The following is a 25,964-nucleotide window of genomic DNA, read 5'->3' on the forward strand; positions in this document are numbered from 1 at the left end:
CCCACTGAAAGCGAGGGCGAGGAGTCCTAATCATGCCGAGTAGCCTAGTACTTGCTTTCAATGGAACTAGGAGGCCCGGTCCCTGGAACCGGATCTCGGAGACATAGTCGCATGTAACGACCTTCTACAAGTTGCAACGGCTCTTCGTCCTTGCTTTTCTCGTAGACTTTACCTATTTTTGGCAAGTTCACCTAAAGGCTCCGTAGCGCTGTGGTAACGTAACAGATGGGCTGAGTTCGGACCTTTAACGATGTGGGCTCAGATCAGCTGCTGACGTGCAATTCATGGTTATGAAGGGTGTGCTGTAGGTTTCCGAGCCTAGCGGCCTAAGCGTTGTGTGGGTTAGATTGCATTATTTTCACATTTCAGTATGTAGCTTAGTCTGTAGAATTGCATGGCCATATTCTCTGCAGCCATTTCTACGGGAACGGATCCAGCAGTTCTCTCGATTTCACAAGCTCGTTATAACTCTACGGTAAAGTCTGGATAGCAGTTACTTCGTGTGCTATCAGCGTTATCGTGTTGTTTTCCTCCTCTTCTATTGTGGTGACCTCAGTATTTCATGGTGTGCGACATGTAGAGGAGAGTGCGGCGGCCGGGATTTGAACCCGGGATCTCCGGCTTGGGGGGCCGGCGTCCTAGTCCAGGCTAGACGACCGCCGCACCTGTAATGGGATTATTGCATGGGGACCTTATTTAGTCTTTTCTTGCAGGCTTCTCGGAGGTGTTACCGGTACGTATGTTGGCGATCTCCTGCCACCACTGTATAGTTTCAGCAGACCTAGCTTTACCGCTTCTCTTAGTACTTTCCTCGCATCGCTTACTTTTATGCCGAGCGATTGTGCGAGGGTATAAGGTGTGTAGTACCTTACGTTGCCTTTTTCCACCTCACTCTTCACATGTCTAACGAGGTCTTCAATATCGATTGTTGTGCGTAGTAAGAGCTCCTCGCTAATTTCAATTCTCTCTTCCACTTTCTTTTCCGCGCGCTTAGGTCTAGGCTTAGCTGTAGACATGCATTAAGCACCGCCACTGCCTCTACTATCATCGGGCAAGGGGCTTTAAAAGCTCACTTAATGAGGTTTCTAAGGTAGACCTTGTACGCGAACGCAACCGCCAGCGTAGCCCAGGCGAGCAGGCCCCCAACGTTGAACACGATGTCTATTGAAGAGTAGTAGCCGAAACCATACCTGTAAATGTTCGCGGCCATCGTTATGGGCGAGTAGTAGACTATGGGGGATGCAGCTCCCAGCCTAGCCCTAATGGCCCTCTCGGGGTAGAAGACATTTGACACGAAGAAGAACGTGAAGTAGACAAGCGACCTTATCGCGGCCTGTAAGTTGAAATCACGCGTAAGGGTAGAGAGCGTTATCGATAGGCTTGACATCGTTGTGGCGAGGAGCACTGTTGTCACCAGCACGAGGACCCACTTCTCGGGTCCGGGCAGCCCCATCAACAGCACGGCCAGTACTAGGAAGCCCGCTTGATAGAGGAATCCCCGTAAAACGCCACCTAGAACCCTACCGGCCACCAGGGAACCACGGGTAACAGGTAGAGAAACCAAGTAGTGGGTTACTTCGCGCCTTAGCTCCACGCCTACCTCCCTTCCAATGCTAAACGCCGATATGAATATGGAGAGGCACAGTATGCCCGGAGTGATGAACCTTATGTAATCCGGTATCTGTGCCGGGTCTACTATCCCCCTGAATATGACTGCGAACACGACTAAGTCGGCAATGTTCATCGCCACTTGGCCGGCAAGCCAGAAGACGTTTCTCCAGAAGCGTTCCAGGTCTCTCTCAGCTACTAGTATAGCGGCTCTGAGCAGCTCTCTCACTTCCACCCACCCGCTTCGAGCTTCTTTTCGTAGTACTCTATAGCGAGCACGAGCAGCCCCATCGCAAGGCCTACGAGGTATACCAACGAGGGGAGGAGCCCATACCTTACCACTAAGTAGTACTCAGGGAAGGCCATTACCCGGAAGAAGTCCGCGAGGTGCGATATGGGGTTTAGTAACGCCACGGCATAGTAGGGCTCTATGCCGGCGGCCTCCACTACTGGTAGCGGGTAGAACACCGTGCTCAACCTCACGAGGAGGGCATCTATGGCGCCCATTAAGATGTCCGTCAAGTCAGTTGATTTGAGCGTGAATACTACGAGTAGGACGAAGCACACAACTCCGGCGGAAAACACCATTGCCGCCCCAACGGAGATTAGCACCGTGAGCGCGTTCTTAACACCGAGCACGGCGTAAACTAGAAGCATCATCGGTAGCGTGAACAAGAGTGCGGAGAGGCTACTACCCACTACTCTTCCCACAGCGAAAACACCCCGTTTAACCGGTAGTGAAAGGTGGTATTCCACCACACCATCGTCAAACTCGTCCGCGATAATGTAACCCCTCGAAATGCCGGTTGAGTAGAGCAGTGCGGTATATACTCCTAGCAGGTAGAAATGATAGTAGTCTACTCCGCCCACGAGCTCCTTCACGCTTGTGCTCACTATCGCGGAGATCGCCCTCGCAAATACCAGTACCTGTACCGTGAACCAGGCGATTCTCATCGCTAAAAACACCCTCTGGTTTTTAAGCTTCATCAAGTCCCAGCTGGCGACTACAATTACGTCCCGGAGGTCCCTGAACACTCGCTACACCTCCTCCCTTAGCCTGGCACCGGTTATGTAAGTGAATACGTCGTCAAGAGTGGGCTCTTTGACCATGACCTTCAAAACCCTAATGCTACTCCTCCTGAGCAGATCCAATACGTCGATTACCTTTTCCTCCGCCTTTTCCACGAATATTTTCAAAGACCCTTCACCTACTTCCACCTTTCCGTAGTTGACGAGGCTGCTCACCACGCTAGTTGGTAGGATACCATCATAGTGCACTTCTATGACGTCTCCGCTGGGAATGGAGTCCTTCAACTCACCTACAGTGCCGAGCGCTCTAAGCTTGCCTTTGTATACTATTGCGACTCTTTCACAAACCCTCTCAGCTTCGAACATATCATTGGTTGCAATGATAACCGTCGTGCCCTCCTTCTTGAGCTCTCTGATTACACTCCACAATGCGTGTTTGGAAAGAACATCAACTTGCGCCGTGGGCTCGTCCAATATTGCGACCTTGGGTTTCTGGATTAGCACCTTAGCGAGCTCTACCTTTTTCCGCGTACCACCACTTAGCTGGTAGAACTGCTTATTGCGGTGTTCCCAAAGGCTTAAAAGCTCCATTACTTCACGTACTACTCGCTTGGCTTCACTACCAGAGTAGCCCACTACGCGTGCATGCCACATCAAGAGGTCATGGGCTTTGTCGATCCACATAGCCTTGGGTTCCTGAAAAGCTATTCCCACTAATCTCCTGACGACGTAGTCTTCCTTGGTAACGCTATGCCCGTACACGTATACGTCTCCGCTCGTCGGCTTATACACGGTTGCAATGGTGAGGAGCGTTGTAGTCTTACCAGACCCATTCGGTCCCAGCAACCCGAATACCTCGTTATCATATATGTCCAGGCTCAAGTTATCCACTGCTACGAAGTTACCAAACTTCTTAGTTAAATTAACAACTTCCACAGCCTTTGGCTTCAAGTCCCCCGCCCTCAGATAAGCTTTTAAAGTTCGCCTATTCTAATAAACCTGGGCTGAGATACTTGTATGAGTACGCGGAGCTAGTAGTGCTTATTGGCGCCCCGCTGTACTTGGTTGCTGTCGTCCTCTACACTATTAGGCTCGTAAAGGGACCCACTATACCGGACATGGTACTTGCCGTAGACTGCCTATCCTACGACTTAGCAGTATTTCTAATGGCTCTTTCACTGTACTACAGAACGCCGTTCTTAGTTACCCCGCCTCTAATGCTCGCTTTGTGGGTTTACCTACTCGACGTATACGTGTCTAAGTACCTTATATCGAAAGAGGTGGGCGCGTGATCGGGCCGGTGATCTTCTGGATCGGGTCAGCGCTGTTCATCGTTGGCGGGGTCTTCGACATACTCGCCGCTATAGGCATGTTGAGGTTTCCCAACTTCTACGTTAGGCTACATGCCGCAACCATAGGGGCAATATACGGGGCCGTACTGCCCTTAATTGGGATAGCGTTAATGGCGCTAGGCCTTCCCGAACTCCCGGGACACCTTACCATAGCGGGGGCGTCTTTCATAACGGCGGTAGTACTGCTCGTAGTAGCACCTGTCGGGAGCCACGTGCTCGCACATGCAGCCCGTAGATCGCGTAGCGTGCAGTGGAAACCACTAGTAGATGCTATTGAAGAGGAGGAGGGCGCGTGATCCTAACACTACTAATGATGGTAGTATCTTCGCTACTGAGCTTGGTCTTCGTCTACATGGCCGTCACGGAACAAGACTTGCTTAAAGCTGTTGCGTTTTCCGCCGGTCAGAGTATATGTTACGCAATATTGTTGCAAGCCATGGCGGCCACGGACATCGTAATGACCTATGTAGCGGTCTCGGTAGGCCTGTACTCCGCGCTACTCGTGTTCGTATTGAGTAAAACCGAAAGGTTCGAGGAGATAGGGAGATGACTAAGAGAACTCTAATACTACTGGCACTTCTCGTCGCGTCGATCATATCACCGCTCGTCGTCGTGAATTTTACCCCTATAGACATTCCGCGAGCGATGAGAGAGCTCGGTAGATACTATGTCGTGAACACCATCAGAGACACTGCAAGCCCGGAGGCTGTGGCTGCTGTTGTATGGGATTATAGGGGACTAGACACCGTATACGAAACCGTAGTGCTATACTTGGCCATTGTAGGCGGTTTAGCTGTATTTAGACTAAGTAAAGCACCGAGCATGCAGGTTGTGATCGGCTTAACCGTGCTGTCCCGGACGGCTACTAAGATAATCATCCTGCTAATATCCTCCATTTCGGCTGCAATAGTACTTCACGGGCACTTAACGCCCGGTGGAGGCTTTCCGGGGGGTTCGGCGCTTGCCGTGACGTCGATGCTCATCGTCCCCGTATTCTCAGTGCACAGCATTATCGAGAGGGGGATAACATCAACTAGGCTCATTGCTATAAGAGGTCTTGCACTGACTGCTCTCGGGCTAGTCGCGTTGCTACCTGTATTTAGAGGCCTTGAGCTAGTCACTAACCAGAGGTTCTATCCGGCGCGAGTAGGCTTTATCACCGTTAGTGGAAGCATTTCACTTTACAACCTCTTCGAGTTTTTTGCCGTAGCATCAGGCTTCACTGCCGTGGCACTTTACCTCTCCATACCCGAGGAGTGGTACAAGGAACGGTTCAGCGAGCATGGTGGGTGAGATGCTCGAGAAGTATACATATGTTCTAGTGGTGTTCGTCCTCGCATTGAACGCCCTGATCTCCATTTACGGTATAGTCTACAGGAGGAGTCTTGTCAAGAAGTTAATAGCATTAACGATCCTCTCCGATACGGTGTTCATTTCGATAATACTAGTAGGCTTCACGCTCACTCACCCGCTAGTACCGCCAGTATATACGAGCATGGAAGCTCCTGAGACAGAGTTCCTTGTAAAGCACGCTTCAGACCCCCTACCTCAAGCGCTGGTACTAACAGGCATAGTAATAGGGCTCGCAGTTAATGCCCTGATAGCCTTCGGCATCATACAGGCCTACAGGTTGTCAGGAACGACAGATGCGAGGAAACTCATAAAACCACTGGTAGAGGAGGTGAGCGAGTAGTGTTCAGGCACATTGTTACGGCCTTGTTGGTTTTCATCGTTTACGTGTTATTTGTCGGCTCTCTATCAGTGTATACTGCCTTAACGGGCATGATTGTGGCCGCGATTCTCAGTACCCTGTTCGCAAGGTACATCATTACGAACGAGCATAAAGCTATGGATATACGTAGACTTTTCTACATGGTCTACTACTTTTTCAAGTACATGTCCATTATTGAGATGCGTGCACACCTAGACGTCGTGAAGAGGATATTCACAATGGACATAAAACCTGGAATAGTGAGGGTTCCTGTTAGAGTAAGTTCTAGGTACGCTAGGTTACTCGTAATGGGCTCTATAACCAACACTCCCGGCACCGTCGTGGTCGATGAGAAGGGAGGCTATTTCTACGTTAACTGGATAAACACCATCACTGACGATCCGGAGGTGGCTAGAAAGTACATCAGCGAAGAATTCGAACACTATGCTTACAAGATCTTTGAATGAGGTGGCCTCATGACTGGTAACCTGATCGGGCTTCTACCATTCATACCAGTATTTGCGGCGTTTTTACTCCCATTGATCTACATGGCGTCGAAGAAAAGGCTTGTAGTAATGTACTACACCGTGATAGCGGTTACCATAGTATTGGTGCTCAGCGTGCTCGTGGCTATTGAAGCTTACAGGGCAAACAACCCTCTCGTGTTCATGGCTGGTGGGTGGCCAGCACCGATTGGAATAATCTACACTGTAGACCGCTTCACGGCCGCGCTGGGAGTGGTCTCGACCGTAGTCATCGCCGCCATAGCACTATACAGTGTAAGCTACATCGTAGACGACGGCTATCCCTGGTACTCCATTCTGCTACTAGGTGTTACATCCGGAATTCTCGGCGTTACGTATACCGGAGACATGTTCAACTTATTTGTAATGCTCGAGGTCACGGGCATATCAGCTTACTCCCTCGTCATGTACTACAGGCACAGGGCACTGTCTATTGTCGCGGGGCTTAAGTACGCTTTCATAGGATCTCTCGGCACAACGTTATACTTGCTGGCGATGGGGCTAGTTTACAGCTTCTATGGGACGCTGAACTTCGTTGACTTTTCGCTCAGGTTGGTGGTACAACCGGATTTCATGCACGCATTAGCCTACGGAATTATCATGGTACTGGCGCTCTGGGCCTTTAGTATAAAGAGCGGCGTATTCCCAAACCACTTCTGGCTACCGGACGCGCACCCCGCAGCCCCTACACCGATATCGGCGCTACTGAGCGGCCTCGTGGTGAACGTTGGTGTCATTGGGCTTTACAAGTTTGTCTACATTGCCTCCTGGAACACGCCAGTAGATCCCTTAAATTCTGCCAGGAGGCTGGTTTTACTGGTAACGGTAGTTATGGGTGCTCTTTCAGCTCTATTCGGTGCTTTATTGATGGGCATTCAAAGAGACGTGAAGAGGCTTATAGCGTACTCGACGGTAATGAACCTTGGGTTCTTGTTCATGGGCATTGGTTGCGGCACGAGTCGCGGCCTTCAAGCCACGCTGTACTATATAGCAGCACACTCGCTAGCCAAGGCAACGCTATTCCTCAGCGTAGGCGTGTTAATAAAAGCTACCGGCACTAGAGAGCTTGAAAAGCTCTCAGGACTCGGGCTTAAATACCCCATCGCGGGAACGGCGTTAGCGGTGTCAACCCTCGCGCTCGCGGGCATACCGCCACTTCCAGGATTTCTCGCAAAGCTCCTCCTTTACGAGGCCTTATTCGAGTACAATGTGATCCTGTCAATGATGATGGTCATCGCGAGCGCGATCGGTTTACTGTCTTACATGAAGTTGTTCTACACAATACTCCTAGGTGTGCCTGTAGTTAAGATCGTTAAGATCGACATGAAGGCTGCCTACGTGTCCCTAGTGGTGCTTACACTACTAGTTACCGCGTTCGGAGTTGCATTTCTATTCTCGCCTCAACTACTGCAGGACCTGTTTAAGAGGGCTGCAGACCAGGTGTCAGTAGGCATTGAGAGCTACATCGAGTACGTTAATGCCACTCTAACGAGGCCGTGAAGAAGCTAGTTTACTAGAACTATTTCGACGACATCACCGTCTTTCAGCTTAAGCTCTTTTCTCAAGTTAATGTGTGAGATCACCTCAACTACCTCACACCCGTACATAGTTACAGCTGGCTTTACGAGTAAAACGGGTATGCCCATTAAGTAACCAGGACACGCATATGCAGCTCCTAAACCTGGCTTAGGTGGAGGTATAACCACCAACTTACTCCTATCCACGAGCTCGTAAAAGCAACGATCTAGGAGGACGTTAAGGGTGCCCGGATAAGGGCACGAGGAGAGAATGCGTGATAGTTGCTCGTTGTAGAGCTTAACGTAGTGTGCGCCTTCACCGGTACCCGAGAACACCTTACCTCGTAAAACCCCGCACATACAGGGTCATCGAAGCCCACTTGATTCGGGGAGGGACCTGAGGAGGTTATGGTAAAAACTTTATAAAATCCATTCATTTACTTTAACTCCACGACCTTTTCGAGAACTGGTATTACAAAGTCGAGTTTAAGCTTCTGTAGGGTTTCTCTTCTCGGCACTCCCCGCTCATCCCATCCGCGAGCTTCATAATATGCGTCTAGCATTCTATTGAACTTCTCGAAGTCCAGTTTATAACCGGTATATGGGCCCTTCGTTAGTGGGTGCTTAAACCATCTTAACGGTGGGTAGTCCATTTCCCTACTCCAATTACCGTGCTCTCTTATCCAGTACGCCCTGATCAACGTGTATATCCTACTGGCAGCTACTCTGATCTCTTCGAGCGTCCACGTAACGCCCGTTACCGCTGAAAGGAACCTCGGGTAGTAATCAAGGTCTAGTCCGACCTCTACCCACGGTAATCTACATGTGGTCAATGACTCGAACATACCTCCCCTAATATCTTGCAGGTACACCACTCTTTCAACCTTTTCCTTCGTGTAACCTAACCTGTCTGTTCTCACCTCGTAGCTTATAACCCAGCAGTCTTTGTGATGAGCACCTATAGGCGAGGTCCCGTAAGCCAACGCCATCGCTGGTGCTACGTGGCAGTCGTATGCTGAGACTTCTAGGCCCTTGACGTGCATCGCGAACTCCTCCGCTTCTTCACCGAGGCTTTTGGCCATTCTCATCACGCCATCTGCTAGGAACGCTCCCAAGCCGCGCCTATGAGCTATCTCCACGACGAGCCTCTTGATCTCCCTATGGTCCCCCCACTCGAGCTTCTCCTCAACGAGGTTTCTCTCACTAGCCTCCATGTAGAAGCCTAGCACGTTGCCGAGGCTTATCGTATCCACGCCTACTAGGTCGGCCAACTTGTTTATCTCAGCTACACGCCTCAAGTCCTGTAAGAGAATGTTGCTTCCCAGCATTGCGACGTTCTCGTAATCCAGTTCGCTCTCCTCGCCGGCTATGTCTAGCACCACGTTACCGCATTGCATGTTACAGTAAGGGCAACCGCGCCTCACCACCTTGAGCTTCTCCATCAGGTCTCCGCTAATGGTCTCGTAGTATTCCCAGACACCCTCCCTGAAGTTCATTGTAGGTAAGCAGCTATTTTGCTGGCTCCACACGATAGTAGCCATTGTGCCCTGCCTTATCCAGAAGTCGTAGTTTTCGCTCTTCAATATCTTTCTATAGGCTTCTTCGGCAACTTTTCTAAGTTCCTCCTTGCTAGCAATAGGTGGTTCTCGAGTACCCTTAACAACTATTGCCTTCAGCTTTTTGCTACCCATGACAGCGCCCATTCCCGGCCTACCAGCGCTCCTACCCCGCTGGCACACTACCGTGGCGTACCTGACCAGGTTCTCGCCACCAGGCCCTATGAGTAGGGTACCTACATTTTTGCCGCACTCTTTTAAGAGTTTATCTTCGGCTGTAAAGGTGTCGAGGTTCCACAAATGCTCGGCATCTCTGAACTCAACATTGCCATCTTCGATGTAGAGGTACCCAGGCCTCTTAAGAGCACCCGTTATCACGAGTGCGTCGTAACCCGTTCTTCTCAGATGGTAGCTTGCCATGCCCCCAACATTACCATCGCCATAACCACCTGTTAATGGGCTCTTTGAAGCTACCTGTAGCTTACCACTACTAGGTAATGTTAACGCTGTGAGCGGCCCCGTAGCTATAACTAGGTGATTGTATGGCGAGTACGGATCTACGCCGACGGGGTTTAAGTCCCAGAGCAACCTTACAGCCAGACCTCTACCACCGATATAATCGGCGTAGTAGGAGGCGTTGATCACCATTTCTCTGACCTTCTTAGTCGTGAGGTCTATGTAGAGTACTCTACCCCACCAGCCATGCAAGAACAACCACCCATTCTGTAGTAAGGAAGGGTTCAGCTCTTATATATAAAATATAAGTTCGCTTTTATATAACATAAATTCTTAAGTAGTTCTCTTATTATTGAGTTTATGTAAGTTGATGTCATCGCTTCATTTTTGTTCCCCTGCATTCCGCTCGGGTTTTCATCGGGCTTGAGGGTGACCCCAGGCACCCCATATCTTGAGTATCTTAGAAATAAGTTAATGCACGCGATCACGTCTCTATCTCCTGTGAAACCACATCTACTGCAACTCAGTACTCTACTACCGTTATCTTTTAACTTGCTTCCACATCTCGGACAAGTTGATGATGTTTTCCTCGGATTAACAAACTCAACCACTAATCTTCTCTCAAGTGCCTTGTATCCTATGGTGAACTGTAGTTTTTAATACCATAGGGATAATTTTTGTTGAATAAGCTACCACCGTTGACTCTGCTTCCCAGATTGTTCAAGTCCTCTAAGACTACAATAGCTCTATATCTACTGGCTGTTTCAGCGACCCTATCATCAATCCTGTGAGCGTAATCACACACAATATTCCTTAATTCTTTCACCGTGCTTCCTGATAGCTCTTCTAACTCCCTTGATGAACCCTCATGATTTAGAGTATCTCTTCTGTATTCTCTCGATTCATATTCTATGCGTTAGTATCTTCCTGAGAGGTGTCTTGTACCGCTTCAGCTTCAACAACTCCCACCTGGTGCGAAAACAGCTAGAGTAACGTTATCAAAAAATTAACATCAATAGTTGCAATAGTTCTAGTTTTCCTCGGTTTAACTATTTGCCCGAAGTATACTGATACATAAACCTTGTCTTCAACTACCTTCACAGCTATTTCGTAGCTACTCCAATCTCTATACTTCTCTTTAATAGTTTAGCTTAACCTCTCTACCATTATATATGCAACTTCAGAACCAGCACTCTGCTGTCGAGGTCCAGCTTGTAGTCGTATCTATCCTAGCTGTTAACCTCCTTAGAACTGGTTTCTTTCCACCGTTCCGCTTACTAGATTTAACAACTGCTTTAGCATAGACGTAGATTTGCTTCACATGGTGTGCTCTAAAACCGTACCTCTTAAGTTCTGAGTAGAACATTCTGTGTAGAGTTGTTATCGAGGGTATTTCGTTTAAACTCCCCAACCTGTTTACCGCTAGTTGAACTGCATCACGGTAGAGCTTCAGGAACTCAATTAATGCACCGTGGTCATTGCTACTCTCGGGGAGAGCCCTTATCTTGAGGATTTCAACAAGCTCCCCCTCCCTCACCAAGTAGCTCACCATACCTAGAATTATAAAGAAGGTTTTATAATCTCTTCTCTCCAGTATCCGTATAGGTGGATATATATGGCTAGAGTTGAAATCATCAAGTGTAGCGTTATAAAGTAGCGGTATAAACCTAATGAAAACCAAAACAGTTGCACTAGGCGTACAATTTGCCGGTGGCAAATTTAAAAGTTTAGTCATAGTAATATTGCAAGAGAGGGCCCGTAGCTCAGCTTGGTGGAGCGCCCGGCTGATAACCGGGAGGTCCGGGGTTCAAATCCCCGCGGGCCCATACACCCTAGCCGCTATCCAAGTCCCTACTTGCTGCTTTCTTTAGAATCTCATTTACTTTTACGATGGGGATTGCAAGGTTCTCGCCGAACTCGTAGAAGACATCTCCACCAATGAACACTATGTCGGGTTGCTGAGATCTCGAGAGTAAAGTGAACATGTGCCTCGTGGTTTTTATTGGAATGGCTTTTAGGGAGTTCTTCAGATCGTAGACTATGATGTCCGATAAGGCGCCTTTTTCGACGAAGCCGCTATCAGCGCCGCTTACACGGTAAAGATCTGTGAGGATCTTGTAGGATGCTTCGGGATTGCTGACCTCCCTGTAAACCTCTTCAATGGCCGTGGTGATGTTACCGTATCCCCGCGCATCCACCAGTATGCATGAGCCCTTAATGTTACCTGGTTTACAGACCAGTGAATCGTACTCCCCTAGTCTCCGGTCATCGTAGTATAACCAGCTCCCGTCAACTTCGAGTAAGAGTGTGAAGGGGCCTCTACTAGGTACCGTACCCCTCTCTGCAATGATACCTATTCTAACGCTGTTCTCTCGTGCAACATCCACGGCGATTTCAGGGTGCCTGGTGTGTGCTACGGGAAGGGTCACCCCACTCATATAAGCGTTTACAACGCCTACTTTAGTGAGCTTTCTAAGCTCTTCTCTCGTAAATACCGAGAGGTCTAAGTCGTTCACACCCCTTACAACGTACTCAACGAGATCTACTAGTAAGCTATAGCCGTGAACAACCACGGCGTCGCCTTCGAAATCGTATACTAGTTCTGCGAGCTCATATTCAGGCTCTGGCTCGCCCTCACGGGCGTCCTCGATCCTAGACCCATGCATGAACACATACCCGTACTTGAAACCGTTACCCGCGAGAAACCAGACATTCTTAAGTAAACTCTTAGTAGCTACTCCGCTAGACATGCTTCACTCCTCTCTAGCATTACCTAGAAGGTGGGGTTCTTAATTAACTACGCCCTCATCTAGAGCCAGTGCATCACCCTTTACTCAGCATATCCGCTGATAATCATCGGTCAGCACTAGCCGGGTCTTTCCATGAACGGTCATCACCCATCAGGCCGCCCGTCGTTTCCATCCCCGGCCATTATTAGTTATTGCCTGCGGAGTAATATATACCCTGTAGGTGAGGGTGGTTGAGAAGGATAATCGCGCTCATAACGGATTACGGGTACAAGGATCCCTACGTAGGGGTCATGAAAGCCGTTATAAAGTCCATTAACCCCGAAGCAGAGATAATCGACGTCACCCACGGCATTGAAAGGCACAACATCCTCGAAGCTGCGCTAACGCTCACCGTATCGGCGAAGTACTTCCCACCGAGTACGATATTCGTGGTCGTCGTGGACCCTGGCGTTGGAAGTGGTAGGAGAGCTGTTCTAATAGAGACTAGCAACTACGTGCTCGTAGGCCCGGATAATGGCTGCCTCACAGTACTGAGCGAGAGGGATGGCGTGAAACGGGTTTTTGACATATCGAACTCTAAATACAGGCTTTCCCAGGTATCCCATACATTTCATGGCAGGGACATATTTGCACCGATTGCAGCGTGGGTTAGTAAAGGCATACCGCTAGAAGACATAGGCGTGGAGGTAGAATACGACGAGCTGGTCAAGATCGGTGTTGACAAGCCACAAATAGATGTAGAAAGGAGGGTAATCGAAGGAGCAGTAATTTACATAGATGTGTTCGGGAACGTGATGACCAACATCACAGAGGGGGATCTCGGCGCATTTAAACCCAGCCACGGGTCCAAGCTAGTGCTAGTAATCAACAACAAAAGCTACTCATGCACGTATGAAGCCAGTTTTAGCAGAGTACCCGTAGGCGAACTCGCATGCTACATTAATTCTTGGGGTTACTTCGAGGTAGCGGTGAATATGGGAAACGCCGCTAAGCTCTTAAATGTAACCCCTAACAAACCCGTAGCCGTGAGATTCTAGTAGTTGTTTATGTCCACTCGCCGGGTTTTCCTGGCTATTAAACTAGCCCAGTACTCGAACCAAGGTCACCGAGGCTGCTCAAGTGGCTAAAAGACATCGAAACCAAAATCCAAAGAACAGTTGCTGCATGAAGGTGCATTTTCGTGAATTTAATAAGTTTACAATGTTATGCATGAAATTTATATACCTCCAGCACATCTACTAGTATATGAACTCGCTTCAACCGGGTATTTTAAATGATACTGGTCATTAGGAACCTAGTGAAGTACTTCGATTCACGGAAAGTGCTTGATGACGTTTCGTGGACCGTGGAGACGCCTGGTGTATACAGCTTACTTGGCCCTAACGGAGCGGGTAAAACCACTCTACTTGGCATAGTAAGCGGAGTGGTGAACTTCGATAAAGGAGAGGTACGCGTTAAGGGTTTACCGCCCGGGGACCCAGTTGCGCGGAGAGCAATTGGTTACTGCCCTCAGGAGCCCGGCTTAATAGATAGCATATCAGGGTACGATAACGCGCTATTCTATGGCAGGCTATATGGCTTGACCACGAACGAGATCATCAGCAGGACGAGGAACATGGCTGAATTGTTAGGTCTGAGAGATGCGGATCTGAGGATGAAGGCCGGAAAGTATAGTGGTGGCATGAAAAAGAAGCTGGCACTAGTGGTATCATTACTCCACGACCCTGAAGTGCTGATATTGGATGAGCCTACGACAGGGCTGGATCCCGGTGTCCGCCGAAACGTATGGGACTTAGTACTCAAGCTTAGAGAAGAAGGTAGAACAGTGATTCTGGCAACGCACTACATGGACGAGGCAGACAGGCTATCCGACCGAGTGGCGATAATTGACCGCGGAAAGATACTCGCGGAAGGAAAGCCCGAGGAACTCAAGGAGAAGTACGGACCTCCCTCTGTCGTGGAGCTAGTCTTTGACAGTGAAGTGCACAGTGCGGCGACACGCATCATTGAGAAGTACACCATTAAACACTACATTGAAGGAAAAACAGCCAGGTTGCACCTAGACGAGCCCGATAAGCACCTCCCAGCACTAATGGGCGAGCTCTTCTCCAACGGGTATCACGTAGTAGAATTTAAGCTCACCAAACCCACCCTGGAAGACGTTTTCTTAAAACTGACCGGCAGGGGGTTGAGGGAATGACGTGGATCAAGCAGGTCTATGCGTTCATCGTACGCGACCTTAAAATCGTTGTAGCCGATAAGGTGACGTTATTCTGGCTCTTAGCGTGGCCCATACTCTGGATCATACTAGTAGCATACATATTCGTACCTCCAGGAGCTACATCACCCGTAAAACTCGCCGTGGGAGTGGTAAACTATGATACTGAAGTAGAGGGGCTAAACTTCACGAGCGCCCACTTCGTGGAGATAATGTCAAAGGTAAGGTACGGAGGGGAGCAGATCTTCAATGTGAAGAACTACAGTGATGAAGCTTCACTAATTAGCGACTTGAGGAGTGGCAAGCTAGACGCGGGGATAGTGATCCCCGCGAACTTCTCGTTGAATCTAACAGTTGGCACTGCTAGAATGGAGGTTTTCATCGGCGCCAGGGATCCTTACTCAGCCTCCATCAGCTACAGCGTAATTAGTGGCTTTCTAAACGAGTTCTCGCATAGAGTAGGCTTAATTAAAGCCAACGTTACGCTATTCTATTTCGAGGAGTCATTGAAGTACATCAATCAAAGCTACGTCCTGCCGGGTACGACCCTCTCAGAGTTCGTGGAGATTATTAGGGCATATATCTACGGCATAGCATCGCCGCTGAATGTTACGTACGAAGAGGTTAAGCCCGAGGCGCTCGCCACCAGGGCTAATATCATTGGCTGGTATACCATCGGGGCAATCGGCATGATGTTCCTTTACATGGGCTTTTCGCGAGGAGCCACAGCCGTTTACGAGGAGAAAGCTTATGGCACGCTTAGAAGAATATTGGCGTCGCCCATAACGCCGCGCGTGCTGGTCACAGCGCTGATGCTGTCAAACATGGTTATTTTACTCGTATCAGCCCCCCTAATACTGCTAGCGGGAGTATACATCGCTGGTGCGAACATATCGTTCAACCCCACTAACCCCGCTCACTGGCTCATACCGCTACTCCTCATTGTGGTAGCCTACATGAGCATTGGAATAGGGCTTGTTCTCTCACTATTTACCAAAACATTGAGAGGCGGAGCTAGCCTTGGCACTGTACTCGGATTAGTACTGTCGTTCACGGCAGGGATATGGTTTCCGAGGACGTGGATGCCTTCGTGGCTGCGATTAGTGGCCGACTACTTCCCCCCCACATGGGTTATTGACACCATTAGGAACATTGTGATATACGGTGCTGGTCTCAACGACGTGTGGATAGACCTGGCCAAGATACTGCTTGCGCTAATAACCGTTATTCACGTGAATATAGCTGTTTATAAAGTAAAGATAAGAAGCGTAATTACAAGTTATTGAGAGTACTGAGGAAAACATTCGACCCATCAACGATCATGTAGGTGATGGGCTCAGAACTCAAGACCGTCATCACTCTGCAGCCAACCCGAGCGCTCATCACTAGTTACTTGACCTCTGTTAAAAATAGGCTTGGCGGGCTTATCAAGCTTACCGCTCCGTAGTATAGTATTACGTTCTCCTCTGTTGCTCCGGCACGTAGTATGGGCAGAGCTTCCTATAAACGCAATAAGTGCACTCCCAGCTGTAACGTGGATGGTAACAATCTTCAACGAGGCCCCTGGCTTCTAGTTCCAGGTCAATGGGCTTTCTAGTCACGGAGTATTCTACTACCTTGTCCGGTGTTATGTACACTAAGATTCCCTGCTCAAACCCGGTAAGCTCTAGGTATATGTTTAACTGCTTGATGTGGTGTTCCTTTGGAATGCCCATTGAGGATCTCGCTGTCTTCACTTCTATTACAACCCCACCAGCCCTGTCAATGGCGTCTACTCTCCCCTTAATGGTGTACACCTTGTCATCTAACCTAATGGTCCTGGAGACCTCCACTTCAACCTCGATACCCTTTTCCTTGAATAGTGTTTCCATGCCCCAGTGAGCTATGCTACCTAGCGCTACAACAGGCTCGAACGTTAACGTTAGCTCCGGGTAGTGCTTCCTCATGTGGAACTTGTGCGTGCATAGTACTAGGTCTGTTACGTAGATTACGTACGGGCTTCTGGCCTCTTCAAGCTTGCTGAGCTGCTCGCTCACAATCTTCTCATACATTAGTTTGACCACGATGTTACTAGATCTGTACAAGCTCGTCCAGCCCCTAGTACTCTTACGCGGTGAAGTGGTCAATAAGCTTTTATGGACTGTTCGTCTCAAATGCTTAGTCTACTCGACTCTAGGTCGGCATTTACCGGTTTCGAGGCATATTTCAAGGTACGTCTTATCGATAGTGCTGATAGCGGTGTTCCTTTCGATTTTCCCAAGTAGGTCGTTTAGCTTAGTGACATCCTCCATCCTATCCAGCTCAACTTCCAGGAAGAACCCTACACCGAACAGTGTATCTAGTGTAGCCTTCATTCGGGGGGCTTTGTAAAGCTCACGCATCTTAGCAAACTCGGCTATAGGCTTAAATCCGAGCTTCTCCACGATGCTTCTTAGAGTAGTCCACGCTAATTCGTCAACGACTATTTCCAGCTCTGTTCTAATTTTAAGCCCGGTGATACCACGTTCCCTAGGGCCTTTATACGATACTGCATAGTGCGAGCTAGCATTGCATTTTCTTGTCCTAAACCTCAACGCTTCATCGGTTTTAACAAAGTCTCTGCAAGGATGCGCATAGTATATGTCTACCTCTAGGCAGGTATCTTCGTACTCGAAGCCATGCGAAGTTAAGACTCTTCTCGCTACCTCGGGATCGCGTATAGCTAGCTTAACCTCCAGCTCCTTTTCCTCGTGCATGCTTACACCTAGGTTGACGCCCCAGAAAACCTTTCCAGTGTTTTAGTAGCTATTTCAAGGGCCTTTCTGTACAGCGAGGGCGGGGTTGACGTGTGGTGCTCGTAAGTCTGCTCTATTCCGCGTAAACCGTGAACGAATGCCACTATGCCTCTTTGCAACCCGGCCCCGTAACCGCCTTCAAGCACTATGAGGGTTGGAGCTTTCAACCTTCTTATGAGCCTTCCAAGACTGTAAAAGGAGGTTTCCGTTAACCTGAGGTCTGCCAGCCCATCGTCTTCGAACGCGTCGAAACCAGCTGACACGACCAGCGCATCTGGCGAGTACTTTTCAAACAGATCTGAGACCATGGGTAAAATGCTCATGAAGAGGTCGTCGCCGCCTGCGGGAGGTAACACGATGTTTAACTTGAACCCGTACCCCTCGCCTTCACCTAGTTCTTCCGGGTACCCGGTGTGCGGGTATAGTGTACTAGGGTCCTGGTGGAAGTCAACTTGCAAAATCCGTTCCTTATAAAGTAGCTCCATCGTGCCGTTTCCATGGTGTGCATCGAAATCCAGTACCGCGATCTTACTAAAACCCCTGTCTTTAAACCCCTCTACTGCGGCTACTGCGTTATTCATGAGGCAGAAGCCCTGCGTGGGTGCACCCAGTGCTTTACCCCTCTTACCTGCATGGTGTCCTGGTGGACGAGAAATCATGAAAACAGCGTCTTCATCACTCGCATACCTGTATGCAAGGTATAGTGTTGCGAGCGCGAGTTTTAAGCTATCCTTGGTAATGTACGTGTCTTCGTCTATTGTCGCGCTGGCGCTCCGAGAAAGCGTTATTAAGCGCTCCACGTAGTCCTTGGCGTGCACCCTACACGCAATTCTAAAACCTTCTTTGAAATCCACCTGTTCACCACTTACATCGCTGAATTCTACACCAAAAGATGTCAGCGCTCTCCGTATTCTTACGACGCGGTTCGGGTTTTCCGGGTGCTCGAACCCCGGTTTATGCATGTACGTCGACTCTCTTACAATTAGCACCTTCACGGAAAGCACCTTAAGATGTGTAAAAGAGCGCCTGGTATAGCGTTCCAACCAGGTTTTTCTTGTCGATATCTTTCGGAACCCTCACTATTGCCAGGTTCGGGTGACCGGCTATGTCCAAGGCAATGCCTTCAGCGAGCAGGTACTTAGCAACACGATAGGCCCTTCCGCCCGGTGCCTTGATGATTAGCAATGCGTAGCCCCTATTAGTGCTGGCTAGCATAGCCACGGGGGCTTTAAGTATTAGTGATAGCTTTGATGCGAGCGCGGTTGCACCCCGTTTTTTCCAGGCATGACGTGCATCTACAAACCGAAGGTCTCCAACTTTGACGGCTGTCACCGCGAGCCCCATTGCGATCTCCGTGACCTCCTTGTCCCTCTCCTCAATTATCTTCTTCACGGTGCTCCAAGTCGACTCATTTAACGGCATTGGTGAAGGCGTGGGGTCTGCGAGCCAGTTTATAGTCTTCAACCACAGCTCCTCGTTTCTAACCGCCGTTAGCGCCTTGGAAATCATTTTTGCGAGCTCGAACAGCTTCATTAACCTCTCGGGTATCCGCTTACCCGCATCCATGTACTTTATTACCTCTACGAACTCGCGTAGCTTTGCATGTACGCTTACACCGTGCCTCACGATCTCCTCGTACAGGAGAGTAGAGGTTGGTTTCTTGTAATCAACTATGACCTCGTCGAATACGTTTTTCAACTCGCTGGCTTTCTGAACGCTCGCGATGTGGTGGTCTATGAACACTGCCCGTGAAGTCCCGAAGTGTGCTTTAAGGAGTTTAGTTATGTTCCCAAGCACTTCGCTATAGGGTATATCCAGGAAGAACACGGCCTCGTAGCCTCCTTTAATCTGCGAAAGTATGTACTTTATTTTATCTGGGTCTACGGGGATTTTTTCGAGGACCGCGCTGCCCTCTAACGGGTACCTCTTAGCGTGTTCCTGGCTATACGCTAAAAGCGCCACTGCCACCACGCCATCCGCATCCCAGTCTCCTAGTACGAGTACTCGTTTCTCCTCCAAGGTGTAAGCACCTCTAGGGCCAGCCTAGTCAGTTATGTAAAACTGTTTTAGGTGTAATAACTATTCGAGGGTAAAATTTTGAAGTACATCGCCGACATAGTTGAAGAGCTAAGGCGCGGCGTCTCAAAAGGACTTAGGATTACCAAGGAAGACGTAGCTAGTAAGCCGGTTGAGCTCTTAGACGAGGCCCCCGAGAGGCAGGTAGAGGTGCTTGAAGGGCCCCTGGTAAAGGGCCTTGAAGTAATGCACCGTAAACCCGTATCGGATGTCTTCGCGCTTGACAGCGGTTCGAGGGTCATCGAAACCCCATACGTGTTCATAGCCGTAGGTGCCGGGAGCGTTTTCAGCAGGTTCAGCGGGAGGGGCATTGACGTCCCGCACACGGCATCCATACTGGGGCTTGAAGAGCCTCTTTGTAAACACATAGTCGTCGTACCCGAAGTAGAGCTCGGAGAAGGCGATGCGAGTGCTTTAAAAAGCCTGCCAGGAGTGCTCTCCAGCAATCCCATTGGGGTACCGTATACGAGCGAGTACAATAAACACCTCATACTAGTAGAACTTAGGCTAGCGGTGGAGAATTGCATTCTCAGCTTGTTTCACGAATCCAGACATTGCGAACCCGGTACAGTCGTGTTCGTTGACGGACCTCTCATCTACCCTCTACACGTTTCGGGGGAGATCGGGGTCCCAGGTAAAGATAGGGCAAGGATGTACCTAGAGGGCCTTCGCGAATTAAATATGCTGAGGGTTAGGACGTTAACAAAACTGGTGGAGAAAGGCATCGTGGTTATAGGTATCGTGAAAAGGCTTCTAAGAAGCTATTACCTGTCCAGCCTAGACCCGGCTAGACTATCTTTGAGCAAGGTTAACGATGAAGTGTACGTCTTAACCTTACTAGCAGGTAGGGGCTACGCGTCCGATAAACCGCTCCTCATAGGACCTGTAAAGGTAAAGCACGACGTGGAGAAGATGAATAGAATCGTGTGGTACGTTGTCATGCCCAGGCGGTTATACCCCTTAGCAAGCGGTCTAGGTAACCACGTCGTGTACCGCGTTGAAATACCTGAAAACAAATCATACACTAGCGAAGAGGCGCTGAACCACGTCTTCTACGACAGCGTTTACACCGGTTCACTACTACCTTTAAGCCTACTCGCGGTGGACCGTAGAGTTAAGAAAATCACCAGTTCCATAGTTACATACCTGCTCTACATGACGGGCCTTCCAGAGGAATCAACGGGTCAGTATATAAGCATTTTATGAAAAATCTACAGGAAGGAGGGTTCAACTCCTTGAACTCGCACAGTATACTTAAATCGCTCGAAGACAGGCTCCAAACAGCTATAAAAATAGCGAGTAGTCTCGGCGAAATAGTCGGTTACGTTTCAAGGACAAGCCCCTCGTACATAGACGAGGAGGGGGGTTACGTAGTATTTGACGTGGACCCGGTTATGTACTTCCAGAATTTCCTTTCACTAGCGCAGGCTGGAAGCGTTCTTGGAGTGGTCGACATCAAGTCCCTTGACATGGTTAGCTTAAAGGTAATAGGTGTTGAGAGGAAAGACATACTTGCCGAGCTAGACCTGCCAGACATGTACTTACCAATGCCACACGCAGAGGCTTCAGGACTTTTGACGAAAACGCGCATTAAAGCCAAACCACTACTAGCATATAACCTAGAGAAGGGTGAAGTGATCGCAGCAAACTACGTCATCGAGCCGCAGAGCCCCGTGGTGCTGCTTAAGGACCCCAACATAATACAGAAGATCATGGGGTTGCCCTCGGAGGGTGTATTCCTAGGCTATGCCACGGTAGGTGATACCCCTGCGTTCGGCGGCAACGCCCTCCTTTTCCTACCTCTTAAAGCACTATATCAGCATGTACTGGTCCTTGGCACTACTGGTAGCGGTAAGACAACTCTACTTAAAAACATGATCGCGTCTATGTACTGCGGTTATAAATTGAACAATGAAAAGGTAAGTGTCGTCGTGTTCGATCCCAACAAAGACTACGTTACAATGCCCTTAAAGCCCTTGTGGAGCCCCGTAATAGGCATTTCCGAGGAAGAGCTTGAGCTGGCTAGGAAGGTGCGTAGCAGTGTAAAAGGTGTTCAGGGGGTAATCGTGCTACTTCCTATAACCAGAAACGTAGTTGAAGAACAGGGGGAAAAAGCCGAGAACTGGGCGCGGGTGCTCAAATCTATTTCAGAGGATTACTTAAACAGCGTACTCGGGCCAGTCACTAGCAGGTTTGAGTGGAACTACGAGGTGAAGGAGCTAGAAGTAGCCGAGGAGCCTACTTCACAAGGAATATTGAGGTTCGTAAGATCAAAAGTACTGGTAAACTACGGCACTGAAGTCGACGAAATAGAATACTACATTATTCCCTACGCTCTCAGGTTCGCAGATTTCACTCCGCGCGAATTAATAGCGCTTAACCCCTACTTTACGCGGCAAGCCAAAGACGCATTGCAAAGAGTCCTCCACGCCCTTACCGCGAAGAACGCGCACCTCGAAACCATATACGATCTTTACGAGGCGCTGAAGGAGGCTAGGTTCAGGATGGATGAGAGGCAAAGCAGGCAGAGGGGCATAGTACTGGACCCCAATAGAGAGTACGTTGTTGAAATAGTCCGTGACTTAGCAATACATAAAAGCACGTTGGAAAACATGATCAGGCAGGTCGCCGCGATAATAGACACTGGGATATTCGACGTCTACGTTAGGGGCCACGGAGAAAGCAAGTATCTTCACGAACCACCAGTAGGAGGTATGCTCGAAAAGCACTTTGAGGTCTTTAAAGGCTACCCCATAGTAGTGGACTTGGAGTACCTCCAAGTACACTCGCGAGCAGACCCTGAGAAGACGATTAGCATAGTTGCGTTCAGAATACTCAATAAGATCTTCGAATGGAAGCTTTTACAAAGTAGACTTAAACTCGAAACTCGGCCGGTGTTCATGTTCATAGACGAAGCACACAGATTCTTCCCGAGTAGAGGGGGAGGAGTAGAAGAGTACTTGGAGAACGTCTCGGGCATGATAGATAGAATTGCAAGGCTCGGCAGGGCTAGAAAACTTGGCCTCGTATTCAGTACCCATAGTCCAAAAGATGTGCACGACATCATATTGCAGTTGACGAATACAAAGATCATCTTGAGAACCGATAAAACGCATCTCGCGAGCTTAGACCTGCCTAGTGAGTATAGGGACTTCATAACGCGGGTTAGCGATAGGGTTGGAGTTATTAAGAGCCACGTACTCAGGCTAGGATACGCGTTGTTTAAAACACCCCTACCATTAGTAGGGCATTATGACTTGTCGGCACTAACGTGAACTTTCAGGGCTTTCCAAGTATACAGAAATCTCTGCAAAACTGTAATCCCAGTGAGTATAGTGAAAGCAACGTAAGAGTAGTAAGCTACATCCCTGTAGAAATCTATTAAAAGCGCCGATACAGCAAGCGCTAGCACTCTCTCAGCTCTTTCCATAAGTCCCACGCCAGCAAGCTGCATTCCCAGACTTTCACCCCTAGCCCTCGCGTAGCTGATAAGGTACGAGAAGACTAGAAACAGCACCACGACGTAGACGTTGATACCTAGTTCGATGAAGGAGAGTGCGAACAGGGCTTCACAGATCCTGTCGATAAACGAGTCTAGGAAGGCACCGCGCCTCGATGCCGTTCCCTTCAACCTCGCTAAAGCCCCGTCTAAGGAGTCTATGAAGCCCGAGAGGAGAACTACTAGTGAAAGCGCGAGCCCGGACCCGTACACTAAGACCGTGAAAAAGCCCAGCAACGCCACTATGAGAGAAATCACTGTAAGCTCATCGGGCGAGAACCCTAGCTTTGATGCATAAAGAGCTACGGTGTTAATGGATCCTTCTACCCTATTCCGCAACCTGTTCAACAATGCAGTTACCACCACATACTTCTTTACACATCCTTAGCATCACTAGCGCGTCCTGCTCTAGTACAGGGCTTTCACTTATTATAACGGCATCCACGCCGTTTTCGCAGAGAGTTGAACACACGTGCACGAAGTCGGGTCCATAGCCCTCTTCCGAAAGAGTGTGGTGCTCTCTCTCGCCGCCTTTACCGTATCCTATCTTTGAGAAGTGCACGTGAAGTGGTTTGAGCGCCCACGAGCCTAGCCTCTTCTCGATCAACTCTATGACTTTGAGAACGTCTTCTTTGGACACTATGAACTTACCGCCGCTCCTGGCATATATGTGGGCGAAGTCTACTACTGGTCTAACTCCTTCTAGGTTTTCCGAGATTTCCACAACTTCATTCAGGTCTCCTACCTGGCTCGTCTTACCGGTTGTTTCAGGCCCGAGCCAGACCTCCTTGGCCCCTACTTGAACTCGATATTCTATGACGCTTTCAAGGCTCTCCTTGACCTTGAAAAGGGCGTCTCTTTTCGAAAGGGCGTCTTTGTAGTAACCTGGGTGAAATACGACTACATACGCATTCATCCAGTACGCGGCTTCCACCGATTCGTTTAACCTCTTTATGCTAGCCTCCACGACGTCCCTCTTACCCGCTAAGTTTATGAAGTAGGGTGCGTGTAGGCTTAGCCTCACCCCGTTCGCTCTCGCCTCCGCACCAAGTGCTCTCGCCTTATCCTCTCTTATGTTCACTCCCCTCACAGCTTCATACTCCATGGCATTTAAGCCCATTTCCCTTAAGAAAGCCGGCGCGCGGAGGATGTTTGCGGATTTTAGCGTAATGGGCTTACCCGCTGGGCCGAACCAGTAATGGGGCATGTAAATCCCTGAATATATAGTAGACCTGTTACCTTAATAATTCATGGCGAGCGAAGTTGGAGAAACCCAAGCCTATAGAAGAGAAGGAGCTCTTTCGAGGTTTAAGGTTCAATGTAGTACGTAGAAAATACGCTAAACAGGACGGCGTGTTTGAAAGGGACGTGGTTATTTTTCCCGAGGCTGTGGTAGTCCTACCCCTAATTACACGCGATGAAATACTGCTAATTAGGCAGTTTAGAGCTACTCTAAACGACTTCGTAGTTGAAGCCCCCGCAGGCGTTGTCGACGAAGGAGAATCCCCCGAAGAGACCGCCAAGAGAGAGCTCGTGGAAGAGACGGGCTACTATCCAGGAAAACTCGTAAAGCTGGGGTCGTACGCACCGACACCCGGTTACAGTACAGAGATTTTACACTTCTACTACGCCGAAGATCTCAAGTACGTGGGAGCCCGGCCAGAAAGATACGAAGTCATAGAGCCAATGAGAGTTCCGCTTAAAACGGCGTACGAAATGGTTTTAAGCAACGAGGTCAAGGATATGAAAACCGCCCTCATAATACTTCTATACTCGTGGAGAAGGGGGTACAGTTGAGTATTGATCCAGGAGTTCTTAAACGCCTGCTTTACTTGAAGATAGTGGCCGAAGGGAATGCAGGCTGGGCATTTAGAGAACTAATAGACTACATAGTTGAAATGCTTGAAGAGAGGCTCGCGTTAATACTGAATGAAGCAGTAGAGCTCTACGGGTTGGAGACATCGATACTCGATAAAGATGGGTGCGAAGTGTTTCCCGAAGAAAAGCTCTGTAAGGATATCTTAGTCGTTGGCGTTTACGAGAAGGACACGGAAAACCCACTCATCTACGCCGGCTACTTAATCCTACGTAGCGAAAACACCCTAGAAGTGAAGTTCGTTAAGGCCATCGACGCCGCTACGAAGGAGCCTATTTAAACCCAGCCGGTTGCATTCAATACCGGAATACAAATAATGTAAATAGTAGCTGATCTCCATACGTAGAACCCGGAAAAGCTACAGGCGTTTTACCCAGCTTGACCGGGTGTAGCAACCTCCTTCGCTGAAAGTATTGCTTTGATTTTAATGGATCTCACTTTCTCCTCCCTCTCGATCTCGTCGAATTTCATCGTTAAGTACCTTATCGTGTTCGTCAGCCTCGGTATGAGGATCTTCTCTATCATCTGAACCCTCCTCCTAAGCCTAGAGACCTCGCGGCCTATTAGGTAAAGGGACTTCTCGTATTCCGCCAGCTCGATCATTACTTTAATCAAATCATCTTTCTTTAACTGAATGCCCGCAGCTTCAGGGGGTAGCATTACACTTGGTTTCGAGACCTCCTCCACCTCGATCAACGGCACCACTACCCCCATGACAGTTCTCGTCCCGAATAGGACATTGTTAGGCCGGATGGTTGATGCCGAAGCCAGTAATGCCTCCTTTCCGTAGAGTCCTAGTACTCTGTAGTACTGCGGGTATACCTCCGCGAGTATGTTGTTTAATCTCTGCCTTAGCTCTAAGGCGCGTTTCAATGTTATGTAAAGTTCCTGCACTAGTAGGGTCATCCTGTCCTTTAAGATTCTGTGAAGTCTTCTCGTGAGCGCTAGCCTTCTCCTAAGCCTAATAAGCTCTATCTTCGTTACTCTAGGTAACTTAATTGCCTCGGTACTCATCTCA

Annotated in this window: 30 protein-coding genes, 2 tRNA genes and 1 pseudogene; 15 read left to right on the forward strand and 18 right to left on the reverse strand. The window is 49.0% G+C overall.

Going from position 1 to position 25,964, the window contains the following annotated elements; translation table 11 throughout:
• Window positions 1-44: 44 nt before the first annotated feature.
• The 6 genes from QXU03_01775 to QXU03_01800 form a co-directional block, all read right to left on the reverse strand.
• Window positions 45-191, reverse strand: a complete 147-nt coding sequence (locus tag QXU03_01775; GenBank protein MEM2170476.1) for a hypothetical protein — start codon at window positions 189-191, stop codon at window positions 45-47.
• Window positions 192-587: 396 nt separating this feature from the next.
• Window positions 588-663 (reverse strand) — tRNA-Gly (locus tag QXU03_01780).
• Window positions 664-692: 29 nt separating this feature from the next.
• Window positions 693-1,016: a 30S ribosomal protein S25e gene (locus QXU03_01785; GenBank protein ID MEM2170477.1), complete on the reverse strand. Its 324-nt coding sequence runs from the start codon at window positions 1,014-1,016 to the stop codon at window positions 693-695.
• Between the two features lie 53 nt (window positions 1,017-1,069).
• Window positions 1,070-1,837 (reverse strand): ABC transporter permease, encoded by a 768-nt coding sequence (locus QXU03_01790; protein ID MEM2170478.1) that lies wholly within the window; start codon window positions 1,835-1,837, stop codon window positions 1,070-1,072.
• Window positions 1,834-2,643 carry an ABC transporter permease gene (locus QXU03_01795; GenBank protein ID MEM2170479.1) on the reverse strand — a complete coding sequence of 270 codons (810 nt, stop codon included), beginning with the start codon at window positions 2,641-2,643 and terminating at the stop codon, window positions 1,834-1,836. Before QXU03_01795 ends, QXU03_01790 begins: the two co-directional genes overlap by 4 nt.
• Window positions 2,644-2,646: 3 nt before the next feature.
• On the reverse strand, window positions 2,647-3,588 hold the full coding sequence (locus QXU03_01800; protein MEM2170480.1) for an ABC transporter ATP-binding protein: 942 nt from the start codon (window positions 3,586-3,588) through the stop codon (window positions 2,647-2,649).
• A gap of 62 nt (window positions 3,589-3,650) precedes the next feature.
• On the opposite strand from QXU03_01800, the gene QXU03_01805 reads away from it, so the two are divergent.
• Genes QXU03_01805 through QXU03_01835 form a run of 7 tightly spaced genes read left to right on the forward strand, consistent with a single transcriptional unit; the run spans window position 3,651 to window position 7,724 of the window.
• Entirely contained in the window at window positions 3,651-3,929 is a 279-nt protein-coding gene (locus QXU03_01805) for a monovalent cation/H+ antiporter complex subunit F (protein ID MEM2170481.1), read from the forward strand.
• Window positions 3,926-4,285: a monovalent cation/H(+) antiporter subunit G gene (gene mnhG / locus QXU03_01810; protein ID MEM2170482.1), complete on the forward strand. Its 360-nt coding sequence runs from the start codon at window positions 3,926-3,928 to the stop codon at window positions 4,283-4,285. Before QXU03_01805 ends, mnhG begins: the two co-directional genes overlap by 4 nt.
• Window positions 4,282-4,539: a hydrogenase subunit MbhD domain-containing protein gene (locus QXU03_01815; protein ID MEM2170483.1), complete on the forward strand. Its 258-nt coding sequence runs from the start codon at window positions 4,282-4,284 to the stop codon at window positions 4,537-4,539. Before mnhG ends, QXU03_01815 begins: the two co-directional genes overlap by 4 nt.
• Entirely contained in the window at window positions 4,536-5,282 is a 747-nt protein-coding gene (locus QXU03_01820) for an MnhB domain-containing protein (GenBank protein MEM2170484.1), read from the forward strand. Before QXU03_01815 ends, QXU03_01820 begins: the two co-directional genes overlap by 4 nt.
• A complete protein-coding gene (locus QXU03_01825; protein MEM2170485.1) occupies window positions 5,272-5,682 on the forward strand; it encodes a sodium:proton antiporter in 411 nt (136 codons plus the stop codon). Before QXU03_01820 ends, QXU03_01825 begins: the two co-directional genes overlap by 11 nt.
• Window positions 5,682-6,167 carry a Na+/H+ antiporter subunit E gene (locus QXU03_01830; GenBank protein MEM2170486.1) on the forward strand — a complete coding sequence of 162 codons (486 nt, stop codon included), beginning with the start codon at window positions 5,682-5,684 and terminating at the stop codon, window positions 6,165-6,167. The genes QXU03_01825 and QXU03_01830 overlap by 1 nt, the downstream gene beginning before the upstream one ends.
• A gap of 9 nt (window positions 6,168-6,176) precedes the next feature.
• Window positions 6,177-7,724, forward strand: coding sequence for a proton-conducting transporter membrane subunit (locus QXU03_01835; protein ID MEM2170487.1), 1,548 nt, complete (start codon window positions 6,177-6,179; stop codon window positions 7,722-7,724).
• 5 nt (window positions 7,725-7,729) lie between these two features.
• On the opposite strand, the gene QXU03_01840 is transcribed toward QXU03_01835, so the two are convergent.
• The 4 genes and pseudogenes from QXU03_01840 to QXU03_01855 all read right to left on the reverse strand — a co-directional run bounded on the left by QXU03_01840 (window position 7,730) and on the right by QXU03_01855 (window position 11,293).
• A complete protein-coding gene (locus tag QXU03_01840) occupies window positions 7,730-8,101 on the reverse strand; it encodes a DUF120 domain-containing protein (protein MEM2170488.1) in 372 nt (123 codons plus the stop codon).
• Window positions 8,102-8,178: 77 nt separating this feature from the next.
• Window positions 8,179-10,005, reverse strand: a complete 1,827-nt coding sequence (locus QXU03_01845; GenBank protein MEM2170489.1) for an aldehyde ferredoxin oxidoreductase family protein — start codon at window positions 10,003-10,005, stop codon at window positions 8,179-8,181.
• A 32-nt stretch (window positions 10,006-10,037) separates the two neighbouring features.
• Window positions 10,038-10,397, reverse strand: a pseudogene (locus QXU03_01850) (transposase).
• 536 nt (window positions 10,398-10,933) lie between these two features.
• Window positions 10,934-11,293, reverse strand: coding sequence for a hypothetical protein (locus QXU03_01855; GenBank protein MEM2170490.1), 360 nt, complete (start codon window positions 11,291-11,293; stop codon window positions 10,934-10,936).
• A 212-nt stretch (window positions 11,294-11,505) separates the two neighbouring features.
• Between QXU03_01855 and QXU03_01860 the strand changes: the two genes are divergently transcribed.
• Window positions 11,506-11,579 (forward strand) — tRNA-Ile (locus tag QXU03_01860).
• 6 nt (window positions 11,580-11,585) lie between these two features.
• Here the strand turns inward: QXU03_01860 and QXU03_01865 are convergent.
• The gene (locus QXU03_01865) at window positions 11,586-12,503 is read right to left on the reverse strand and encodes a hypothetical protein (protein MEM2170491.1); all 918 of its coding nucleotides are present in this window, start codon (window positions 12,501-12,503) and stop codon (window positions 11,586-11,588) included.
• 230 nt (window positions 12,504-12,733) lie between these two features.
• Here QXU03_01865 and QXU03_01870 point away from each other — a divergent pair, with 230 nt between their 5' ends.
• The 3 genes from QXU03_01870 (at window position 12,734) to QXU03_01880 (ending at window position 16,007) form a co-directional block, all read left to right on the forward strand.
• Window positions 12,734-13,540, forward strand: coding sequence for an S-adenosyl-l-methionine hydroxide adenosyltransferase family protein (locus tag QXU03_01870; GenBank protein ID MEM2170492.1), 807 nt, complete (start codon window positions 12,734-12,736; stop codon window positions 13,538-13,540).
• A 236-nt stretch (window positions 13,541-13,776) separates the two neighbouring features.
• Window positions 13,777-14,703, forward strand: coding sequence for an ABC transporter ATP-binding protein (locus QXU03_01875; protein ID MEM2170493.1), 927 nt, complete (start codon window positions 13,777-13,779; stop codon window positions 14,701-14,703).
• A complete protein-coding gene (locus tag QXU03_01880; protein MEM2170494.1) occupies window positions 14,700-16,007 on the forward strand; it encodes an ABC transporter permease in 1,308 nt (435 codons plus the stop codon). The genes QXU03_01875 and QXU03_01880 overlap by 4 nt, the downstream gene beginning before the upstream one ends.
• Window positions 16,008-16,175: 168 nt before the next feature.
• Here the strand turns inward: QXU03_01880 and cas4 are convergent, their stop codons facing one another.
• The 4 genes from cas4 to QXU03_01900 form a co-directional block, all read right to left on the reverse strand.
• Window positions 16,176-16,805, reverse strand: a complete 630-nt coding sequence (gene cas4, locus QXU03_01885; GenBank protein ID MEM2170495.1) for a CRISPR-associated protein Cas4 — start codon at window positions 16,803-16,805, stop codon at window positions 16,176-16,178.
• A 78-nt stretch (window positions 16,806-16,883) separates the two neighbouring features.
• Complete coding sequence (gene cyaB / locus QXU03_01890) at window positions 16,884-17,456, reverse strand: class IV adenylate cyclase (protein ID MEM2170496.1); 573 nt, start codon at window positions 17,454-17,456, stop codon at window positions 16,884-16,886.
• A gap of 8 nt (window positions 17,457-17,464) precedes the next feature.
• Window positions 17,465-18,490 (reverse strand): histone deacetylase family protein, encoded by a 1,026-nt coding sequence (locus QXU03_01895; protein MEM2170497.1) that lies wholly within the window; start codon window positions 18,488-18,490, stop codon window positions 17,465-17,467.
• A 10-nt stretch (window positions 18,491-18,500) separates the two neighbouring features.
• A complete protein-coding gene (locus tag QXU03_01900) occupies window positions 18,501-19,514 on the reverse strand; it encodes a phosphoesterase (GenBank protein MEM2170498.1) in 1,014 nt (337 codons plus the stop codon).
• Between the two features lie 78 nt (window positions 19,515-19,592).
• On the opposite strand from QXU03_01900, the gene QXU03_01905 reads away from it, so the two are divergent.
• Both QXU03_01905 and QXU03_01910 read left to right on the forward strand, forming a co-directional pair.
• Complete coding sequence (locus tag QXU03_01905) at window positions 19,593-20,777, forward strand: DNA double-strand break repair nuclease NurA (GenBank protein ID MEM2170499.1); 1,185 nt, start codon at window positions 19,593-19,595, stop codon at window positions 20,775-20,777.
• 29 nt (window positions 20,778-20,806) lie between these two features.
• A complete protein-coding gene (locus QXU03_01910; protein ID MEM2170500.1) occupies window positions 20,807-22,846 on the forward strand; it encodes a DUF87 domain-containing protein in 2,040 nt (679 codons plus the stop codon).
• On the opposite strand, the gene QXU03_01915 is transcribed toward QXU03_01910, so the two are convergent.
• Complete coding sequence (locus tag QXU03_01915) at window positions 22,822-23,418, reverse strand: CDP-alcohol phosphatidyltransferase family protein (GenBank protein MEM2170501.1); 597 nt, start codon at window positions 23,416-23,418, stop codon at window positions 22,822-22,824. The two genes, QXU03_01910 and QXU03_01915, sit on opposite strands and share 25 nt — an antisense overlap.
• A complete protein-coding gene (locus QXU03_01920; protein ID MEM2170502.1) occupies window positions 23,399-24,277 on the reverse strand; it encodes a TIM barrel protein in 879 nt (292 codons plus the stop codon). Before QXU03_01920 ends, QXU03_01915 begins: the two co-directional genes overlap by 20 nt.
• Before the next feature lie 56 nt (window positions 24,278-24,333).
• Between QXU03_01920 and QXU03_01925 the strand changes: the two genes are divergently transcribed.
• Together QXU03_01925 and QXU03_01930 are read left to right on the forward strand one after the other, a co-directional pair.
• On the forward strand, window positions 24,334-24,867 hold the full coding sequence (locus tag QXU03_01925) for an NUDIX hydrolase (protein MEM2170503.1): 534 nt from the start codon (window positions 24,334-24,336) through the stop codon (window positions 24,865-24,867).
• Window positions 24,846-25,226 carry a hypothetical protein gene (locus QXU03_01930; protein ID MEM2170504.1) on the forward strand — a complete coding sequence of 127 codons (381 nt, stop codon included), beginning with the start codon at window positions 24,846-24,848 and terminating at the stop codon, window positions 25,224-25,226. The genes QXU03_01925 and QXU03_01930 overlap by 22 nt, the downstream gene beginning before the upstream one ends.
• A gap of 89 nt (window positions 25,227-25,315) precedes the next feature.
• On the opposite strand, the gene QXU03_01935 is transcribed toward QXU03_01930, so the two are convergent.
• Entirely contained in the window at window positions 25,316-25,960 is a 645-nt protein-coding gene (locus QXU03_01935) for a V-type ATP synthase subunit D (protein ID MEM2170505.1), read from the reverse strand.
• Window positions 25,961-25,964: the final 4 nt, after the last annotated feature.

The organism is Desulfurococcaceae archaeon, assembly GCA_038845865.1.
In the GTDB taxonomy this organism is placed as follows: domain Archaea; phylum Thermoproteota; class Thermoprotei_A; order Sulfolobales; family Desulfurococcaceae; genus UBA285.

Bases quoted from the DNA above. Each gene is read 5' to 3' on its own strand.
- QXU03_01785 (MEM2170477.1), bottom strand. From the start codon at position 1,016: ATGTCTACAGCTAAGCCTAGACCTAAGCGCGCGGAAAAGAAAGTGGAA.
- QXU03_01820 (MEM2170484.1), top strand. From the start codon at position 4,536: ATGACTAAGAGAACTCTAATACTACTGGCACTTCTCGTCGCGTCGATC.
- QXU03_01825 (MEM2170485.1), top strand. From the start codon at position 5,272: ATGGTGGGTGAGATGCTCGAGAAGTATACATATGTTCTAGTGGTGTTC.
- QXU03_01835 (MEM2170487.1), top strand. From the start codon at position 6,177: ATGACTGGTAACCTGATCGGGCTTCTACCATTCATACCAGTATTTGCG.
- QXU03_01840 (MEM2170488.1), bottom strand. From the start codon at position 8,101: ATGTGCGGGGTTTTACGAGGTAAGGTGTTCTCGGGTACCGGTGAAGGC.
- QXU03_01865 (MEM2170491.1), bottom strand. From the start codon at position 12,503: ATGTCTAGCGGAGTAGCTACTAAGAGTTTACTTAAGAATGTCTGGTTT.
- QXU03_01875 (MEM2170493.1), top strand. From the start codon at position 13,777: ATGATACTGGTCATTAGGAACCTAGTGAAGTACTTCGATTCACGGAAA.
- QXU03_01880 (MEM2170494.1), top strand. From the start codon at position 14,700: ATGACGTGGATCAAGCAGGTCTATGCGTTCATCGTACGCGACCTTAAA.
- cyaB (MEM2170496.1), bottom strand. From the start codon at position 17,456: ATGCACGAGGAAAAGGAGCTGGAGGTTAAGCTAGCTATACGCGATCCC.
- QXU03_01920 (MEM2170502.1), bottom strand. From the start codon at position 24,277: ATGCCCCATTACTGGTTCGGCCCAGCGGGTAAGCCCATTACGCTAAAA.
- QXU03_01935 (MEM2170505.1), bottom strand. From the start codon at position 25,960: ATGAGTACCGAGGCAATTAAGTTACCTAGAGTAACGAAGATAGAGCTT.